At 68.6% G+C, this 14,837-nt stretch carries 17 protein-coding genes and 1 pseudogene; 8 read left to right on the forward strand and 10 right to left on the reverse strand.

Going from position 1 to position 14,837, the window contains the following annotated elements; genetic code table 11:
- Positions 1–24: 24 nt before the first annotated feature.
- Entirely contained in the window at positions 25–1,116 is a 1,092-nt protein-coding gene (locus ACWY4P_RS43935) for an integrase core domain-containing protein (RefSeq protein WP_456206389.1), read from the reverse strand.
- A gap of 94 nt (positions 1,117–1,210) precedes the next feature.
- Here ACWY4P_RS43935 and ACWY4P_RS43940 point away from each other — a divergent pair, with 94 nt between their 5' ends.
- The gene (locus tag ACWY4P_RS43940; protein ID WP_456206390.1) at positions 1,211–1,648 is read left to right on the forward strand and encodes a thiamine pyrophosphate-dependent enzyme; all 438 of its coding nucleotides are present in this window, start codon (positions 1,211–1,213) and stop codon (positions 1,646–1,648) included.
- Between the two features lie 20 nt (positions 1,649–1,668).
- The gene (locus ACWY4P_RS43945; RefSeq protein ID WP_456206391.1) at positions 1,669–2,748 is read left to right on the forward strand and encodes an Ldh family oxidoreductase; all 1,080 of its coding nucleotides are present in this window, start codon (positions 1,669–1,671) and stop codon (positions 2,746–2,748) included.
- 385 nt (positions 2,749–3,133) lie between these two features.
- Here ACWY4P_RS43945 and ACWY4P_RS43950 read toward each other — a convergent pair.
- Positions 3,134–4,096 (reverse strand): annotated as a pseudogene (locus ACWY4P_RS43950) (fumarylacetoacetate hydrolase family protein).
- Between ACWY4P_RS43950 and ACWY4P_RS43955 the strand changes: the two are divergent.
- Entirely contained in the window at positions 4,022–4,312 is a 291-nt protein-coding gene (locus tag ACWY4P_RS43955; protein ID WP_456206392.1) for a helix-turn-helix domain-containing protein, read from the forward strand. The pseudogene ACWY4P_RS43950 and the gene ACWY4P_RS43955 sit on opposite strands and share 75 nt — an antisense overlap.
- Entirely contained in the window at positions 4,300–4,668 is a 369-nt protein-coding gene (locus ACWY4P_RS43960; RefSeq protein ID WP_456206393.1) for a hypothetical protein, read from the forward strand. The genes ACWY4P_RS43955 and ACWY4P_RS43960 overlap by 13 nt, the downstream gene beginning before the upstream one ends.
- A 214-nt stretch (positions 4,669–4,882) precedes the next feature.
- On the opposite strand, the gene ACWY4P_RS43965 is transcribed toward ACWY4P_RS43960, so the two are convergent.
- Complete coding sequence (locus ACWY4P_RS43965; protein WP_456206394.1) at positions 4,883–6,502, reverse strand: subtype B tannase; 1,620 nt, start codon at positions 6,500–6,502, stop codon at positions 4,883–4,885.
- Positions 6,503–6,609: 107 nt separating this feature from the next.
- Here ACWY4P_RS43965 and ACWY4P_RS43970 point away from each other — a divergent pair, with 107 nt between their 5' ends.
- The 3 genes from ACWY4P_RS43970 to ACWY4P_RS43980 all read left to right on the forward strand — a co-directional run bounded on the left by ACWY4P_RS43970 (position 6,610) and on the right by ACWY4P_RS43980 (position 9,028).
- Positions 6,610–7,800: an ROK family transcriptional regulator gene (locus ACWY4P_RS43970; protein WP_456206395.1), complete on the forward strand. Its 1,191-nt coding sequence runs from the start codon at positions 6,610–6,612 to the stop codon at positions 7,798–7,800.
- A gap of 24 nt (positions 7,801–7,824) precedes the next feature.
- On the forward strand, positions 7,825–7,980 hold the full coding sequence (locus ACWY4P_RS43975) for a muconolactone Delta-isomerase family protein (RefSeq protein ID WP_456206396.1): 156 nt from the start codon (positions 7,825–7,827) through the stop codon (positions 7,978–7,980).
- Positions 7,981–8,503: 523 nt separating this feature from the next.
- Positions 8,504–9,028 carry a hypothetical protein gene (locus ACWY4P_RS43980; protein ID WP_361493012.1) on the forward strand — a complete coding sequence of 175 codons (525 nt, stop codon included), beginning with the start codon at positions 8,504–8,506 and terminating at the stop codon, positions 9,026–9,028.
- A 68-nt stretch (positions 9,029–9,096) separates the two neighbouring features.
- Here ACWY4P_RS43980 and ACWY4P_RS43985 read toward each other — a convergent pair whose 3' ends face one another.
- The 3 genes from ACWY4P_RS43985 to ACWY4P_RS43995 form a co-directional block, all read right to left on the reverse strand.
- Entirely contained in the window at positions 9,097–9,453 is a 357-nt protein-coding gene (locus ACWY4P_RS43985) for a hypothetical protein (RefSeq protein WP_456206397.1), read from the reverse strand.
- Positions 9,454–9,467: 14 nt separating this feature from the next.
- Positions 9,468–10,001, reverse strand: a complete 534-nt coding sequence (locus tag ACWY4P_RS43990) for a pyridoxamine 5'-phosphate oxidase family protein (protein WP_456206398.1) — start codon at positions 9,999–10,001, stop codon at positions 9,468–9,470.
- A gap of 314 nt (positions 10,002–10,315) precedes the next feature.
- Positions 10,316–11,089, reverse strand: a complete 774-nt coding sequence (locus ACWY4P_RS43995; RefSeq protein WP_456206399.1) for an SUKH-4 family immunity protein — start codon at positions 11,087–11,089, stop codon at positions 10,316–10,318.
- A gap of 414 nt (positions 11,090–11,503) precedes the next feature.
- Between ACWY4P_RS43995 and ACWY4P_RS44000 the strand changes: the two genes are divergently transcribed.
- Positions 11,504–12,589, forward strand: a complete 1,086-nt coding sequence (locus ACWY4P_RS44000; protein WP_456206400.1) for an integrase core domain-containing protein — start codon at positions 11,504–11,506, stop codon at positions 12,587–12,589.
- A gap of 222 nt (positions 12,590–12,811) precedes the next feature.
- Here the strand turns inward: ACWY4P_RS44000 and ACWY4P_RS44005 are convergent, their stop codons facing one another.
- From ACWY4P_RS44005 to ACWY4P_RS44020, 4 genes are read right to left on the reverse strand one after another with little or no spacing between them, the layout of a single operon-like run.
- Entirely contained in the window at positions 12,812–13,645 is an 834-nt protein-coding gene (locus ACWY4P_RS44005) for a DUF3592 domain-containing protein (RefSeq protein WP_456206401.1), read from the reverse strand.
- An 8-nt stretch (positions 13,646–13,653) separates the two neighbouring features.
- Positions 13,654–13,920: a hypothetical protein gene (locus ACWY4P_RS44010; protein WP_143667852.1), complete on the reverse strand. Its 267-nt coding sequence runs from the start codon at positions 13,918–13,920 to the stop codon at positions 13,654–13,656.
- Positions 13,917–14,342: a hypothetical protein gene (locus ACWY4P_RS44015; RefSeq protein ID WP_456206402.1), complete on the reverse strand. Its 426-nt coding sequence runs from the start codon at positions 14,340–14,342 to the stop codon at positions 13,917–13,919. The genes ACWY4P_RS44010 and ACWY4P_RS44015 overlap by 4 nt, the downstream gene beginning before the upstream one ends.
- A gap of 34 nt (positions 14,343–14,376) precedes the next feature.
- Entirely contained in the window at positions 14,377–14,700 is a 324-nt protein-coding gene (locus ACWY4P_RS44020; RefSeq protein ID WP_456206403.1) for a hypothetical protein, read from the reverse strand.
- Positions 14,701–14,837 lie beyond the last annotated feature (137 nt).

Consider the following 14,837-nt stretch of genomic DNA (forward strand, 5'->3'; position numbering starts at 1 on the left):
GTGCCGATAAATCATCCGCGCAGCTCAGGCGGCGTGCTGGTACTGGTGGAGGGTTCCGCCGAGCCGGTCTCGTCTGTGGACTTCCAGGTGGGTGAGCTGGGCTTGTTGGGTGATGGGTGCGGGTAGTGGGCGGCATGGGGCGGCGTTTTTCAGTGCCCGGTGCGGGCGGTGTTCGTTGTAGAAGGCCTCGTACTCGCGCAGGGCGTGGAGGAGGTGGCTCTGGTTCCAGATCAGGGTCCGGTCCAGGAGTTCGGTGCGGCAGGTCTGTATCCAGCGCTCGATGAGGGAGTTCATCCGGGGTATCCGAATGCCGGTGGTGAAGACCTTGAGATCGGCATCGGTCATGAGGGCGTCGAAGGCGGCTGTGAACTTTGAGTCGCGGTCGCGGATCAGGAACTGTGCCCTGCTGCCCGCGTCCTCGAGGTCCATGAGGAGGTTGCGTCCGAGCTGCACGATCCAGTCTCCGGTGGGGTGCGGGGTGGCGCCGAGGATCCTGATGCGACGGGTGGTGTGCTCGATGACGGCGAAGACGTACAGGCGCGCCCCCGTCAGCGTGCGGACTTCGAAGAGATCGCAGGCGAGAAGGGCCTCGGCCTGGCCGCGGAGGAAGTCGGCCCAGGTCGTGCTCTGCCGTTCGGGTGCGGGTGGGATGCCGTGCTCGCGGAGGATCTCCCAGACGGTGGAGGCGGCGACCTTGATCCCCAGTGCTGCGAGTTCGCCGTGGATCCGGCGATATCCCCACGAGGCATTTTCCCTGGCCAGACGCAGGACGAGGGCACGGATCGAGCGGATGGTGCGTGGGCGTCCACGCCGCTTGGGCACGCAGGTCGCGGCATGGCGCCGACTGAGCAGTTCACGATGCCAGCGCAAGACCGTCTCGGGGCGGACCAGCAGTAGAAGGTGCCGCAGTCTGTCTTTGGGCAGGTGGTGGAGCAGTCCGGCGAGGACAGCGCGATCACTGTCGGTGAAGGCAGGCTTGCCGACCTGACGCTGCAGGACCAGCAGTTGGTGCCGGAGTACGAGGATCTCGATGTCCTTGTCTCTGTCGCTCATCGGCAGGAGGCGTAGGAACGCCAGGGTGTTGGTCGCGGCGAGGTAGGCCAGGCGCAGCAGCACGACAGATCATGATGCCGTCGGGGCCTTGCACAGGTGAAGACGCCGGGGTGAGCGTCGGCCAAAGCCGAAGATCTCTGAACAAGCTCTCACCTGCGTGGATGATTTACCGGCACCCGCAGGCCTCGGCCAGGGCATCGCGGTCGCCCTCGGTGTCAAACTCGCCACCCGCGAGCGCCCGGTGGTGCTCACCATCGGCGACGGCGCCTTCACCTACAACCCGGTCATCCCGTCGTACGACGCGGCGAAGACGTACGAACTGCCGTTGCTGATCGTGGTGTTCAACAACCGTGTCTACAAGTCGATGAATCTCAACCATCGTCGCTTCTACCCCGAGGGCGCGGCGGCCGAGACCGGCGAGTGGCTCGGCACCGATCTGCACCGGCTGCCCCGGCTGGCCGCCTTCGCCGAGCCGTTCGGCATGCACACCGAGACCGTCGACGCGCCCCATGCCCTCGCGCCCGCCCTGGAGCGCGCCCTCAAGGCCGTGGCGGACGGTACGACCGCCGTCGTCGACGTCCTCGTCACCCGCTGACCCAGGAGACTTCCGCCACCATGTCCGACACCCCAGCACCCGAGCCAGCCAAGGTCGTTGTTCCTGCTGAGGACCTGCGTACCTTCGCCGCCACCCTCCTGGAGAAGGCGGGCCTCGGCCCGGAGCACGCCCGCACCACCGCCGACGTTTTCGTCTGGTCCGCCGAGCGCGGCATCGACTCCCACGGCATCGCCCGCGTCCCCGCCTACCTCGAACTGCTCGCCAAGGGCGTGGCCAACGCCCGGCCCGACATCAAGATCGAGTCCACCACACCGGCCGCCGCCGTCCTGGATGCTGACCGCGCGCCCGGCCCGGTCGCCCTCACCGCCGCCGCCGAGGAAGCCGTACGGCGGGCCAGGGTGACCGGCATCGCCTCCGTGGGCGTACGCCGCACCGTCCACACCGGCGCCATCGGCCACTACGTGTCGAGGATCGCCGAGCAGGGTTTGGTCGGCATCGGCTTCGTCGCCGGCATGCCCAACATGGGCTACACCGGCGTCAAGGGCGCCGCCGTGGCCACCAGCCCGCTCGCGATCGCCGTACCCGCCCGCGAGCACGCGCCGCTGCTCCTCGACATGGCCACCGCCACCATCGCCCTCGGCAAGATCCGCCAGGCCAAGGCCTCCGGCACCCCACTGCCGGAAGGAGCGGCCGCCACCGCGGACGGCACCCCCACCATTGACCCGGAGAAGGCGGTCATGCCCCTGCCGCTGGGCGGCGCCAAGGGCTCGGGCATGTCGCTCGCCTTCGAACTGCTCACCAGCGTGCTCGTAGGCGCCCCCATCCTCTCCGCGTTCCACTCCGACGACCCCCAAGGACGCAAGCACCGCCAGAACGCCCTGCTCATCGCCATCGCCCCCGGGGCGTTCGGTGACCCAGGCGGCTTCACCGAGGCCGTCGACACCACGCTGAGGACCCTGAAGGGGCTGCCGGTGGCGGACGGCGCCGCCGGCGTGTTCTACCCCGGTGAGCGCAGCGCCGCACTGGCCGAGGGCCGGGCGGCAGACGGGGTGCCCGTGGTGCCGAAGGTGTGGCGCGAACTGGTGCAAAGCGCCGATAAGTTGGGCATCACGCCGCCTAAAACCCACACGCCCGAATGAGAGCTCGGTGAACCCTGACTGGGAGCCGCCGTCTCTGCCGGCCGTTCGAGTAAGGACGGCCGGCGGCCCCCGCCGGGATCAGGCCGCATGGGGTGTCTCCGCATATGCAGCGGGTCACGCGGCTTTCGACGGCCAGCCGCTGAGGTGCCGTGTGCCGTGTCGGCGGGCCGGCTGACCTGCCCTTCCTGCCCAGGCTTTCCAGCAACGCGTTCACGCCGCCAGGGTCAGTGACGTCGAGGGCGGCGACGCGCAATCCGGCGGCGGCCAGGTCGGCCATGGCCACCGTCTTCAGCCCGGTCGCGTACACGGTGCGGCCACGGCGGTGCAACTCCCTGGCCAATCCCTTGTCGATGCCGGAGTCGCAGCCGGTCACCACGGCCACGCCTCACGTGTCGTCGGCGGCACGGCGCGGATGCGCACCGAGGGTGCTGGTCAACGTGACAGGCTCCCCGGCTCCCAGCTCGAGCTCGAGGCGAACCTCGTCGCCCGGACGGGGGAAGCGGCGCATTTCCAGCCCACAGCAGCCCGGCAGAGTGCCGCTGGACAGAACGTCGCCGGGGCCGAGGGACTCGCCGCGTGCGGCATAGGCTACGGCTGCCCCCAGGTCATGCAGGGGTGAGGCGGTGCTGTTCTGCGCCCATACCTCCCCGTTGACCAGCACTCGGCCGGTCAGCTCGCGCCATCGGGGCAGTACTTCGTCGGCCGTCACCACAACCGCCGACATGGCGCCAGCGAATGTCTTGGCCTTCACCACGCCGCCGAACGTGCCGCGGCGGGTGTCGTTTTACTGGGTGTCGCGGGCGCTCCAGTCGTTCATGACGACGAAGCCGCCGATGGCCGCCCGTCCCTCGGTCGGCGTGCAGTCCCTGGTCTCGCGGGCGATGACGACGCCCAACTCCAGTTCGAAGTCGAGGACCTGGGCGAACGACGGCCAGGCCACCTCGGCTCCGTCCGGCAGCACCGAGCGGTGGTTGCCCATGTAGAACTGCGGCTCGCGGTAGTAGTTGGCCCTGGGGCGCAAGGGGAGCAGGATGCGACCGGTCACTCTCTCGAATCCCCGCGCCAGCAGGCGGACGCCCGGGGAGCCGAACGCGGCGACCATGCCCCTCGCCCCATTGATCATGTGGGACTCCCACAGAGCGAACGCGCGCAGCGAAGCCGGCGCGAACGGCAGCCCGCTCCGCGCCCGTCCCGAGACCCGCTCCGGATCAGTGAACGTGTGCTCGGCATCACGCACCGCTTGTTCACCGTCGGCAAGGAAGGCCAGGAGGTCGTGATTCCACGGCTCACCGACTACGACCCACTCCTTGCCGTCGGGCTCCCACGCGACCAGCGACCCGCGATCCATGCCCAGTCTCAAGCGAGACTCCCAGTACAGCAAGGTTACGAAGGTGTCTCCATCGAGGACATCGCCCGTGCCGCCGGCGTCAGCCGCCCGGTCGTATATCAGCACCACGGATCACAAGAGGGCATCTTTGTAGCCTGCGTGCGAGAGCCCGGCAGGAATTCGAGAGCTCCCTTGTCACGGCGATCTCGACAGCCAGCGGAGACATGGACGAGTTGATCACCGCCGGAGGCCGCGTCTTGCTCGAACTCGTCGCCACCAGCCCACGACGGTGGGCGCTGCTGTTCACCTCCTCCTCCGGTCTCGGTGGCGACATGGCCGAACAGCTGATCAAGCTCCGCCGGCACACCATCGAGCGCATCGCCGACGTTGCCTCGCCCCATACCGTCGGTGTCGACCGACCAAGCCTCCTGGCAGCCGCCCACGTCATCTCGGGTATCGGCGAGCAGCTCGGCCACTGGTGGCTGACCCACCCCGACGAGGACCTTGACCACGTCCTGCGGATGTACGTCGCTGCCGTCGGCGGCGCGGTGCGCGGGTTGCTCACCGTGTACGAGGACCTCAACCGCCCCTGAGGCGCACCGGCGGCTGCGTCGGGCACGTCGAAGGGCCCCACCGCGAACGGTGGGGCCCTTCGACGTGCCCGATGAGGCACTGGCGGAGCGTACGAATCAAGGTGTACGTCAGTTGATGGCCTGGTGGGCGAAGGAACACCGCGGCGCCGAGCCCGGCTGTGCGGAGGGGCTCGGCGCCGTGCTGGATGGTGGATGGAGGGCTGCTCCTGGTGGGCTACTTTTTGTGGCCGGTGACCTTGGCGACCCACTTGATGAAGTCGCCGGGGTCTTCGTTGGTGGCGTGGCCCTGGTCCCAGTAGTACGAGTGGTTGACGTCGTCGCCGAGGTTGTCCACCGCGGCGGCGAGGTTGGCGGAGATGACGTGCGAGGTGTCGGTGTCGCTGGTGCCCAGGCGGATCCACCAGTGCTTCGAGCGGTTCGGGTTGCGCTTGACGAGCAGGTGGTACATCGGATTCATCAGGTTCAGCAGCTCGGGGATGTCGCTCGCGACCCGCTTGGTGCTGAGACCCGTGCTGTCGTTCTTCGCGCTGTACGCGGTGAAGTGGCGGGACTCGGTCGTACCGGTGCCGAACTCGTTGTTCTCGCCCGCGGACAGGTCGAAGGCGTCGAAGGCCGGGGTGGTCTTCTTCCGGGCGCCCACGTGGGTGAGGTAGTCCTCCCAGGTGAAGATCGCCTTGCCGCCGGACCAGGTGATGAACGTGTTCTTGGCCAGGTAGGTCTCGCGCTCGGAGTCCGACAGGTCGGTGAGGTACTTGGTCGCGGACGCCTGGAGGTAGGTCGTGAGCAGGTAGTCGTCGTAGTTGCGGGCCGTCAGGGCGCCGTAGCCGTTCAGACCGCGCAGCTTGAGGGACGCCTGGTACTCGGCGAACTGCGACTGGAGCTCCTTCGACACCGTGTGGTCGACGACCTTGCCGGTGGACTGGGTGACGTTGGTGCCCCAGTTCCACTCGTAGGCGCCGTCGGCGTGCTCCAGGTCGGTGATCGGGCACCAGGCGCCGGTCGCGAAGATCGAAGCGGAGGCGTCGGCGGCGCCCGCCTCCTTGAGGTACTTGGCGTAGATCTTGCTGTCGCCGGACGCGCCCAGCAGGGCGGAGACGGCGCCGCCGGCGCTGGTGCCGGTGGAGACGATCCGGTCGGTGTTGCCGGGGATGCGGCCCTTGTTGAACTTCACATACCGCACGGCCGCCTTGAGGTCGACGATGACCGCCGGGGCCGTGCCGTAGTACGCGCCGGAGGAGTCGGTCAGGCTGCGGCCGCGCGTGCCGGGCTCCACGGCGACGTAACCCGCCACCAGGGCCAGCTTCGCTAGGTTGACCATCCCGTTGATGGCCCCCGTGCCGCCCGACGGCATACCGCTGGGCATTCCGGAAGGCATTCCAGAGGGCATTCCGCCCGTCCCGCCGCCGATGGAGCCCATCTCCAGCGCGGCCTGGCCCACACCGGTCGCCTTCGCGACACTCGACGGCATGTAGGCGCCCACCGCGTTCGCCAGGACGATCGGTGCCTTGGAAGCGTCGACCGCCTTGCCATCGATCTTGACGGGGACGCTGACCACCAGGCTCTGGTGGTCGGAGTCGCTCGGGTTGGTGACGTAGTTGCGGGGCTTGTAGAAGTGGTACGTCACCGAGTGCTCGGCGCCGTCCGCGTCCGCGATCGTCTCCGTCAGCTTGGTGTAGTCGTCCTTGTCGAAGACCAGGGCGTCGGAGGACGTCGTGGAGTCCTTCTTTTCTCCGGACGCCTGAGCCGTCAGTGCGACGCCGCCGACCGCCGCGACACCGGCGGTCGCGCCGATCCCGATGACGACGTTCCTTCGCTTGATTGCCCTGTGCTGCACGGTCTCTCTCCTCATCACGCGGCTCACGCTGCCCTTTGTGTTGGCATTTGTGAACCTAGTGAAGTTTCGCGAGGATCGTTAACATACGCCGCACCAACCTGTCCCTCGTGCTCCGGTACATCGAGGCTCACGGCCCCTGTGCGCGCACCGAGATCGCCGCCGCCACCGGACTGGTCCACGCGTCGGTGACGGCGCTGATCGCGGATCTCGTCGGACGGGGTCTGGTGGAGGAGGCCGGCGCCACGGTCTCGGGCGGCCGGGGACGCCCGCGCCGTCTGCTGCGGATCGTTCCAGGGCGGGTGTGGACGGTGGCCGTGCAGGTGAACCGGTGGGATATCCGGCTGAGGGCCGCGGACCTCGCGGGCTCGGCCGTCCACACCGAACGTGCCCCGCACCGGGCTCCCGCCGGTGAGCCCGAACCGGTGGCCGAGGTGATCGCCCAGGTCGTCGCACGCGCCGTCGCCCAAGCCGACGGCGCGCACCTGGGGCGGGTGGTGATCGCGGTGCCCGGCCCGGTGATCGGGGGCTTGGTCGCCGCAGCCATCCCCTTCGGCTGGGGCACGACCGACCTGGCGGCCCTCGTCGCCGAGCATCTGCCCGACCTCCCGTGCCCGGTCGAGCTGGTCAACGACGCCAACATGGCCGCGCTGGCCGAATACCACGCCCTGGCCGTCGCGGGCACCACCCACCCCGACACCGTCGCCTACGTCAGGGCCGACGTCGGAGTCGGTGGAGGCCTGCTGATCGGGGGCCGCATCCATTCCGGCAGCCACGGCATGGCCGGCGAGATAGGACACATCCCGGTGTCCCTCGACGGACCTCCCTGCAAGTGCGGCTCCCGCGGCTGCCTGGTCACCTACCTGGGCCTCCAGGCCCTGGCCACCGCTGCCGGCCTGGGCGCATGCACGCCGGGCCAGGACGCCGCAGCCGTCCGTGTCGAACTGGATCACCGGCTCCGGTCCGGGGATCCGCGCGCGCTCGCGGCCCTCCACGACGCCGGCCACGCCCTGGGCGCCGCGATGCTGGCCGTCGCCAGCGCGGCCGACGCCGGCGAGGCCATCCTCGGCGGCTACCTCGCCGACTGGGCGCCCTGGCTGACCCCCGGCATCGACACCCGGCTCACCGGGCGCCGTACCGCTATGTCGGCCGTGGGGTTCGCCGTGTCCGTGGGCATCCTCGGCGCCGACGCCACGCTCCACGGGGCCGCCCAGGTGGGCCGAGACCGGATCCTCGACGACCCGACCGCCGTGCCGACAGGAGGCAGCGTCGCGCCGGCCACGGTTGCGCACTGCCTGTGAACATCGGCCACTGACCACCGGCCGTTGATTATCGGTCAATGTATCGGTCGACAGAATTTCAAGGTACCCGGCGCTCCCAATGGATACTCGCTCAACGAAATCCTGTGGGGACTGCCACTTTTCCCGTACATGGACATCACCGTCACGCCGCTCGCCCAGCATCCGTCCGCGCTCCACTGACATTCAGCGGAGTGGCGCCATCCCGCTCCATCACTTCGCACAGCGCAGCCCCCACTCCAAGGGGCTGCGCTGACGAGACTGCGGGTCCAACAACTGCAGACGATGCACCCGGCAGACCTCGCCCGGTACCTGGGCACGTACTCGGCCGTAAGTTCGCTTTCCGGCTCAGGCCCGTCCTCCGCGGTCAGGGAAGCGCAGGGGACGTGGACTATCTCGCGGTGTACGTGCTCAAGTACCTCGGAAAGGACAACAAGCGCACTCCGCAGTAGCGGATCACCAAGTGGATGCGAGCAATGAACGGCCTGTCTGCCGCAGGGCAGGCATGGGTGGAGGACGCCACCCGGACTGCATGGACCTTGGTCAAGCGCTATCAGCTTGCCACGCTGGCGGGCCTCCCGGAACACGCCCGGTGACGCCTGGCGCACAGCCTGACGACTGAGCCGCGAGACCTGCTCCGCGGACGCGGCCCGAGCGGATGGCGCCGTTCACCGGAGTATCCGGTACCGGCGCCTATGTTGGGTCGGTGAGCAGTTCTCCGGCCCCGGCGGGGCGACCCGCGCGCAAGGAGCGGGTCCGCACTCGTCGGACGGACTATGCGGGTGCGGTCTATGGTTCGCTGCTCGCGGCATCGGTGGTGGCCACCGCCGGTGCGGCCGGCGACTTCCCGCGGCTTCAGCTGATCGTGCTGCTGCTGGTGACGGGCGTGGTCTTCTGGGCAGCGCACGTGTACGCGCACGTAGCCGGTGAACGGATCGTCGGCAGGCCGATCAGCCGCCGGGAGGTGCGGCGCGTGGCCCGGCGCGAGTGGCCCATCGTGGAGGCCGCGGTGCTGCCTGCGGTGGCGGCGGCGCTCAGTCCGGTGCTCGGCCTGGGCCTGTCCGGCACGGCCTGGCTGGTGCTCGCCGTCGCGATCGCCCAGCAGGTGGCCTGGGCGACCCTCGGCGCGATCAACGCGGGCGCGTCCCGCCGGATGGCGGTCGGCGAGGGCGTCGTCAACCTGCTACTCGGTCTGGTCATCGTGGCCGCCAAGGCCGCTCTGGGGCACTGACCCCCGCCCGGCCTCAACGGCCATTCAATCTCGGCGGCACTTCCTCTACTGCAACTACTCACACCCGGCTATCGGGCGGCCCCTCCCGCGACAGTGGAGCGGGGGGTGCGGTTCAGGCGGCGCTGGTCGACCGCGAGCGTGGCGCCGAGGCCGAGGATGCGGTCGACCTTGGGGCGGTTGCGCTGGGTGATGTACTGGCGTACGAAGGGCGAAAGGCCCTCCAGGTACCGCAGTTGGGCCTCGCTGTGCAGGGTGTCGATGGCGAGTGAGGTTTTGCCGCTGCCGCTGCCGCTGACGCCGGTAAAGGCGACGAGCCGGCCTTTGGGGATGCTGACGGACACGTCGCGCAGGTTGTTGGTGCGGGCACCCACGACGTCGATGGTGTCGCGGGTCTTGCCGGCCCCGGCGGCGTGTGGGGCTGGCAAGCGCGTGTCCGGTGTCACGCCTCGTCCGCCTTCCCGCCGAGCTTGGCGAGGTTGGGGGCGAACACGGCCATCCACTGCGGATGCAGCCGGTAGAAGACCACGTCGTTGTCCCAGTCGAAGGCGTCGTCGCCGTAGAAGTCCCGGAAGTACGCGAGCAGGTCCGGCCAGTCGGCAGCCGGTTCGCCGCGGTGGGGGTTGAGGGTCTCCGCGGTGCCGTGTGTGAACACGCCCAGGTCCTCCCCGCGCATGTGCGCGGCGCTGACGGCGGGCCGGGCGGCGAGGTGCCGGGCCTTGGCGGCGCCGCGCGCGGTGCCGAAGTGCCATTTTCCGTGTAGGAAGTGCCCGTCCACGCCGCTGATCCGCGGCTCGCCCTTCGCCGTCACGGTGGACAGCGCGAGCGTGCACATGCCGGTGAGCACGCGAGTGAGCTGCTCGGCGGTGAGTGTGCGCTTGCTGCTGATGATCGACCGCAGGTGCGCCGTGGAGCGGGAGAGCGAGGCGTCAAGGAGGGCTTGGAGCCGGTGGAGGTCGTCGGGTGTTTCGCGCATGAGGGTCCTTGTCTGTCCGTTGTCCCGGCCCGCGCCACCACGACACCGACCGGCGCCCCCACTGTCTCCACAAAAACCGACATCCTCTGTCGTATTTCTTGCGGTGTCCTCTACACCCTGCCGCCAAGCGACGACCGGCTGCGCACGCCGCGCCCCTACGCCGCGCCTGCGGGGGCCACTCCTGGGCGCTGCAGGACGCGGGCACCGGCCCCGGGACTGGTGAGCTCGCATGTTGAGGTGTCGCGTATTCGCGGCCGCTGGACGCCCCGCACACGGTGAGTGATCGATTCGGGCAACGTGGCGGCGGTGAGCAACTACCAGAGCCAGCGATCGAGGAACTCGGCCCAAATGAACCCGATGTAGCCGTCGAAGGCAGGGGGATCGATCTTCTTGAGTTCGTCAGCCAGCACACCGAGCTCAGCCAGGGCTTCGTCCTCACGGTCATCCGGATCGCTGAGGATCTCGGACTCGCTGACGTGCAAGCCGTAGTGGTGCAGGGTCCGCAGCCACAGGCCGATGGAGGAGTTGGCGAACCATGCCTCGCCTTCGGGGAGAACGTAGTAGACCGTCCCCGTGCCGGGTTGGACGCCGAACGACCATTGCAGTCCGGGCACGAGGTCGCCATGGTGATTCTGGGTGAGGCGGTAGAGCCACCCGTCGGCTGACGTCTGAAGTATGGGGGCCGCCTCCACCTGGAACGGTACGTATTCGATCAACTGATCAACGATAGGGACCCCGACATCGACCAGTAGTGCCTTCTGCTCCTCGGGGATCCGCCAGCCCGACACGACCGCCGGGTCTGCTCTTGTAACGTTCCCGGCACCGGCCCAGGCGGTGAGCTCTTCATGCGGCGTCATGTGAGAGTCCTTCCGGGACTGGCTGCGGATGCGGACCCTCTCGAGCAGGGCTGACAGGCGGGTGGCCAGACCGTGGATGACATTGTGGGTGCCGAATCTTACGTCCATGCTGGTCAGCGTCGGCTGATGGTGCAGGGCAAGGACCTCCGCGTCCTTGTCCCGGTCGCTCATCGTGGGCAGGCGCGGCATTCCGAGCGCGTTCGTCGTAGTCGGATAAGCCAGTGGCGGCATTGCGAGCGATCATCGTGACGCCGCGACTCCGGCTGCGTGAGAGGGCCGACTCGACCGACCACGGTCGGCAATCGTGAGACCGGGTGCCCTGGGGCCCACCGGGACGGTTGGGATTTCCGGCAAGGCGGGGCCTCTGCGCCGGCGATGATTCTGCACCCCCTGGCGCAGTCTGTGTGCTGGCACGCCTTTCCTTGAATGGTTAAGGTTGACCTTAACGAAATTCGTTAGGGCAGACCTTAACTAGGTCGGAGGGTCGTTGGATGGGAGAGATCGGCAAGCCGGGGCGGCTGTTGGACCGTGATCATGAGTGGCGGCTACTGAACGGCTTTCTCGCAGATCCCTGTGGGGCTCGGTTATTCATCGCTGCTGGTCAAACGCCACCACCGGCGCGCAGAGAGCTGCAACCATGTGTGGATGATCGTGTCGCTTCTGTACCAGGTGACTCGACGTCTTCTCGCCGTCCCGGCGGTGCTTGTGCGGCGGGACACCTCGAAGGAGGCTGAGCTTCTCGTCCTGCGCCATGAAAACGCCGTGCTACGACGCCAGCTGCAAGGGCGAGTACGGTACGAGCCCGCCGACCGCCTGTGGTTCACGGCCCTGTCCTCGCTGATCCCCCGCCACCAGTGGGCCAAGGTCTTCCCGATCACACCGAGCACGCTGTTGGCCTGGCACCGCAAGCTCGTCGCCCGCGGATGGGACTACTCCCGACGACGCCGAGGTCCTGGACGGCCGCCCACCCAGGCCGCCATCAAGAAGCTCGTGCTGCGCCTCGCCCGCGAGAACAGCCGATGGGGCCATCGCCGGATCCAGGGCGAACTGGCCCGGCTCGGACACCCGATCGCCGCCTCGACCGTCTGGCAGATCCTCCACACCGCAGGCATCGACCCCGCACCACGCCGCACCGGCCCAACCTGGCGCGAGTTCCTCTCCGCACAGGCTACCGGCCTGACCGCCTGCGACTTCCTCCACATCGACACCATCAGCCTGCAGCGTCTGTACGCCCTGATCTTCCTCGAGCACCACACCCGGCGCCTGCACGTCGCCGGCGTCACCGCACACCCGACCGCTGCCTGGGCCACCCAGCAAGCCCGCAACCTCGCCATCGACCTGGGCATACGCATGGACTCGCTGCGGTTCCTCATCCGAGACCGCGACAGCAAATACACCGACGCCTTCGACGCCGTGTTCCAGGCCGAGGAAATCGAGATCATCAAGACGCCGGTCCGCGCACCCAAAGCCAACGCCCACTGCGAACGAGTCATCGGCACCCTCCGCCGGGAAGCCCTCGACCACATACTCATCCTCGGCAAGGCTCACGAGCGCCACGTCCTAGCCGAATACCAGAGGCACTACAACGCACACCGCCCCCACCGGGCCCGACGCCAACTACCTCCCCAAGCCCAGGAACAACCACCTCCAGTCCTGGAGCCAACCAGCCGCAAAGTCCTGCGCACCCACGTCCTCGGCGGCGTGGTCAACGAGTACAGGTATGCCTCTTGAGTAGGAGCAATGATTATTCGAGCCCCACAGGCGCTGATCGAATCGGGCCTCACCATGAATCGGGCGACAGAGTCGCTCAGGGCCCGCGCGGCGCTGGTGCAGGGCGTCGCCGTCAATCCTCCCTCGGCTACCTCTACCAATCGACTTCGAGCAGCAACTGATCACATCACGTAAGCTGCAACTCACCGCATGAAACGCGGTGTCCACCCCCGGGGATCAATCTCACCGTCTCCCTGGCATCCCTCCGGGTGTCACAGTGTAACCGCGCCGGTCACGACCGCCGCTATTCCGGTGAGCAGCAGGATGATGATAAAGCCGATGCTCTTCTCGCCGGAGCGGCGGTCGGTTGCGAGGGCGGTCGAGGGACAGACCCGGGTCGGCGATGCCGTCGAGGCACAGGGTAGTGACGTAGGTGCCCTCGTGGGTGGTGAAGGCGACGACGGGAGCGTGGTTGACGATGTCGTCGCCCTCCCCGTCGGTGTAGATGTCCTTGGTGACGGCCACGACACGCGCCGGGACGGCGAGGGCCGAGGCCAGCAGGGCGTCGCGGGCGCGCGCCAGGCGGATGTCGGGGCTGACCGCCGCGAGGGCGGTCAGCAGGCTGCCGAAGCCGAGCAGCGCCCACGGGTAGCCCCAGGCAACGGTCGCATGGATCACCAGCCCTACGAGCAGCAGGAAGACCGCGCAGTTCGGGCCGCTCCGTCCGCTCTTCTCGCCCACGGTGTTCATCACGATGCGGAACCGGTGCGGCTGCCCGGGTGGGTAGCGCACCTCAAGCTCCCGGCCCACCCAGGCTTCGCGGACCGCGTCACCGTGCTTGCCCGCGTTCGGCAGGGTGAACTCCTGCCCGGTGGCTGGGTCCTGGAAGGCGACCGTCACCGGTATCCCGGGCCTCTTGGAGTCGCCGTGGGTCGGCTGCTCCACCCGCACGATCCGCGCCGTCACCCATACCGCCCGCTGGGCCCGGGTCAGCCCGGCGAGGGAGAGCCCGTACCCGAGCAACGCCAGCCCTGCGGGCACCACCCACCACAGACCCAGGACCTCATGACCGCCCATCCGAATCCCTATCTCTCAGGCCGGCTTCGCGCCAGCCGGTCCGCGAGGGCCCGCAGGCCGTCGAGCCGGTGCGGGTCGTAGCCAAAGGAGTGGCATCCGCCCTGCCCCAGGACGATCGTCAGCCAGGGATGTCGGCCGTGGCTGAACTCCAGATGGGGTTCCTGCCAGATGTGGTAGCGGTGGGTGTCGGTGAGGCCGAACACCTCCAGCACCCGGCCGTCGAAGGTGAGCAGCACGGAATCGGTGGCCGGCGCTTCGTGTAACGGTGTCGTCACGGTGTCACGCCGTCCCCGGCGTAGAGGTAGTCGCCGGGCCGGGCGGGGTCGGAGAGCAGCAGCACCTCGTCGCCAGTGCGGGGGATCCGCAGTTTGGAGACGATGCTTTGGAGGGCGATCCGGTCGGTGGTTCCGGACGGCTGGAGGACCAGGTCGACGATCGGGTCGAAGTTGACCAGTTTGCCGGTGTCGCTGATCGATACCACGACGGCGGATATGGTCGGTGCCCCCATGGCGAGCAACTGCTGGACGTTGAGGCCGGAGCTGTACGCGCCGATCGACTGCTGGACCCTGGCGAAGTCCTCGCCGCCGAGGAACGCGCGCGTGGTGCGGCCGTAGAAACCTTTGCCGTCGGCCACCTTGCCGGCGATCTCGGCGGCCCGCTCTTCGCGGCTCTTGCGACGCTTCCTGAAGATTCCCATGACGGTTTTCCCTTCTGTTGATGTCCGGCGTGATTCAGGTGCAGGGGTTGGCGGGCAGCCGGAGGACGACCTTGTTCCCGGCGTCCGGCAGGTACGAGACGGTGACGACGCGGCCGGCCTGGAGGCAGCCGATCAGGCGGGCGGGGAAGAGCCGTTGGACGGCTACCTCGTACGCCTCGTACGACGATCCGCGGGTGCGGCTGATGAGGAGCGAGACCGGCAGCTCGGGGTTGCCGTCGGCGATCCGTCCGGTCGGGCGGACGGAGGCGATTGCGGCCGCGGCCCGCAGGCCGGGGGCGGCGATGTCGAGATCGCGACGGTTGCTGAGCCCCCGCCGGGCCCGGACCTCGTCGTGCACGCCCGACAAACACGTCCCGGTCGGTGCCGAGGTCGAGTTCGACCTGTCCGGTGCGCCCGGTCCGGTACCGCACCGGCAGAACGGCACCGGGTACGACGGCGGCCAGTTCGGTAAGGCGGACCAGTTGCTTGGCGACC

The sequence above is a fragment of the Streptomyces sp. LZ34 genome (genome assembly GCF_053890475.1).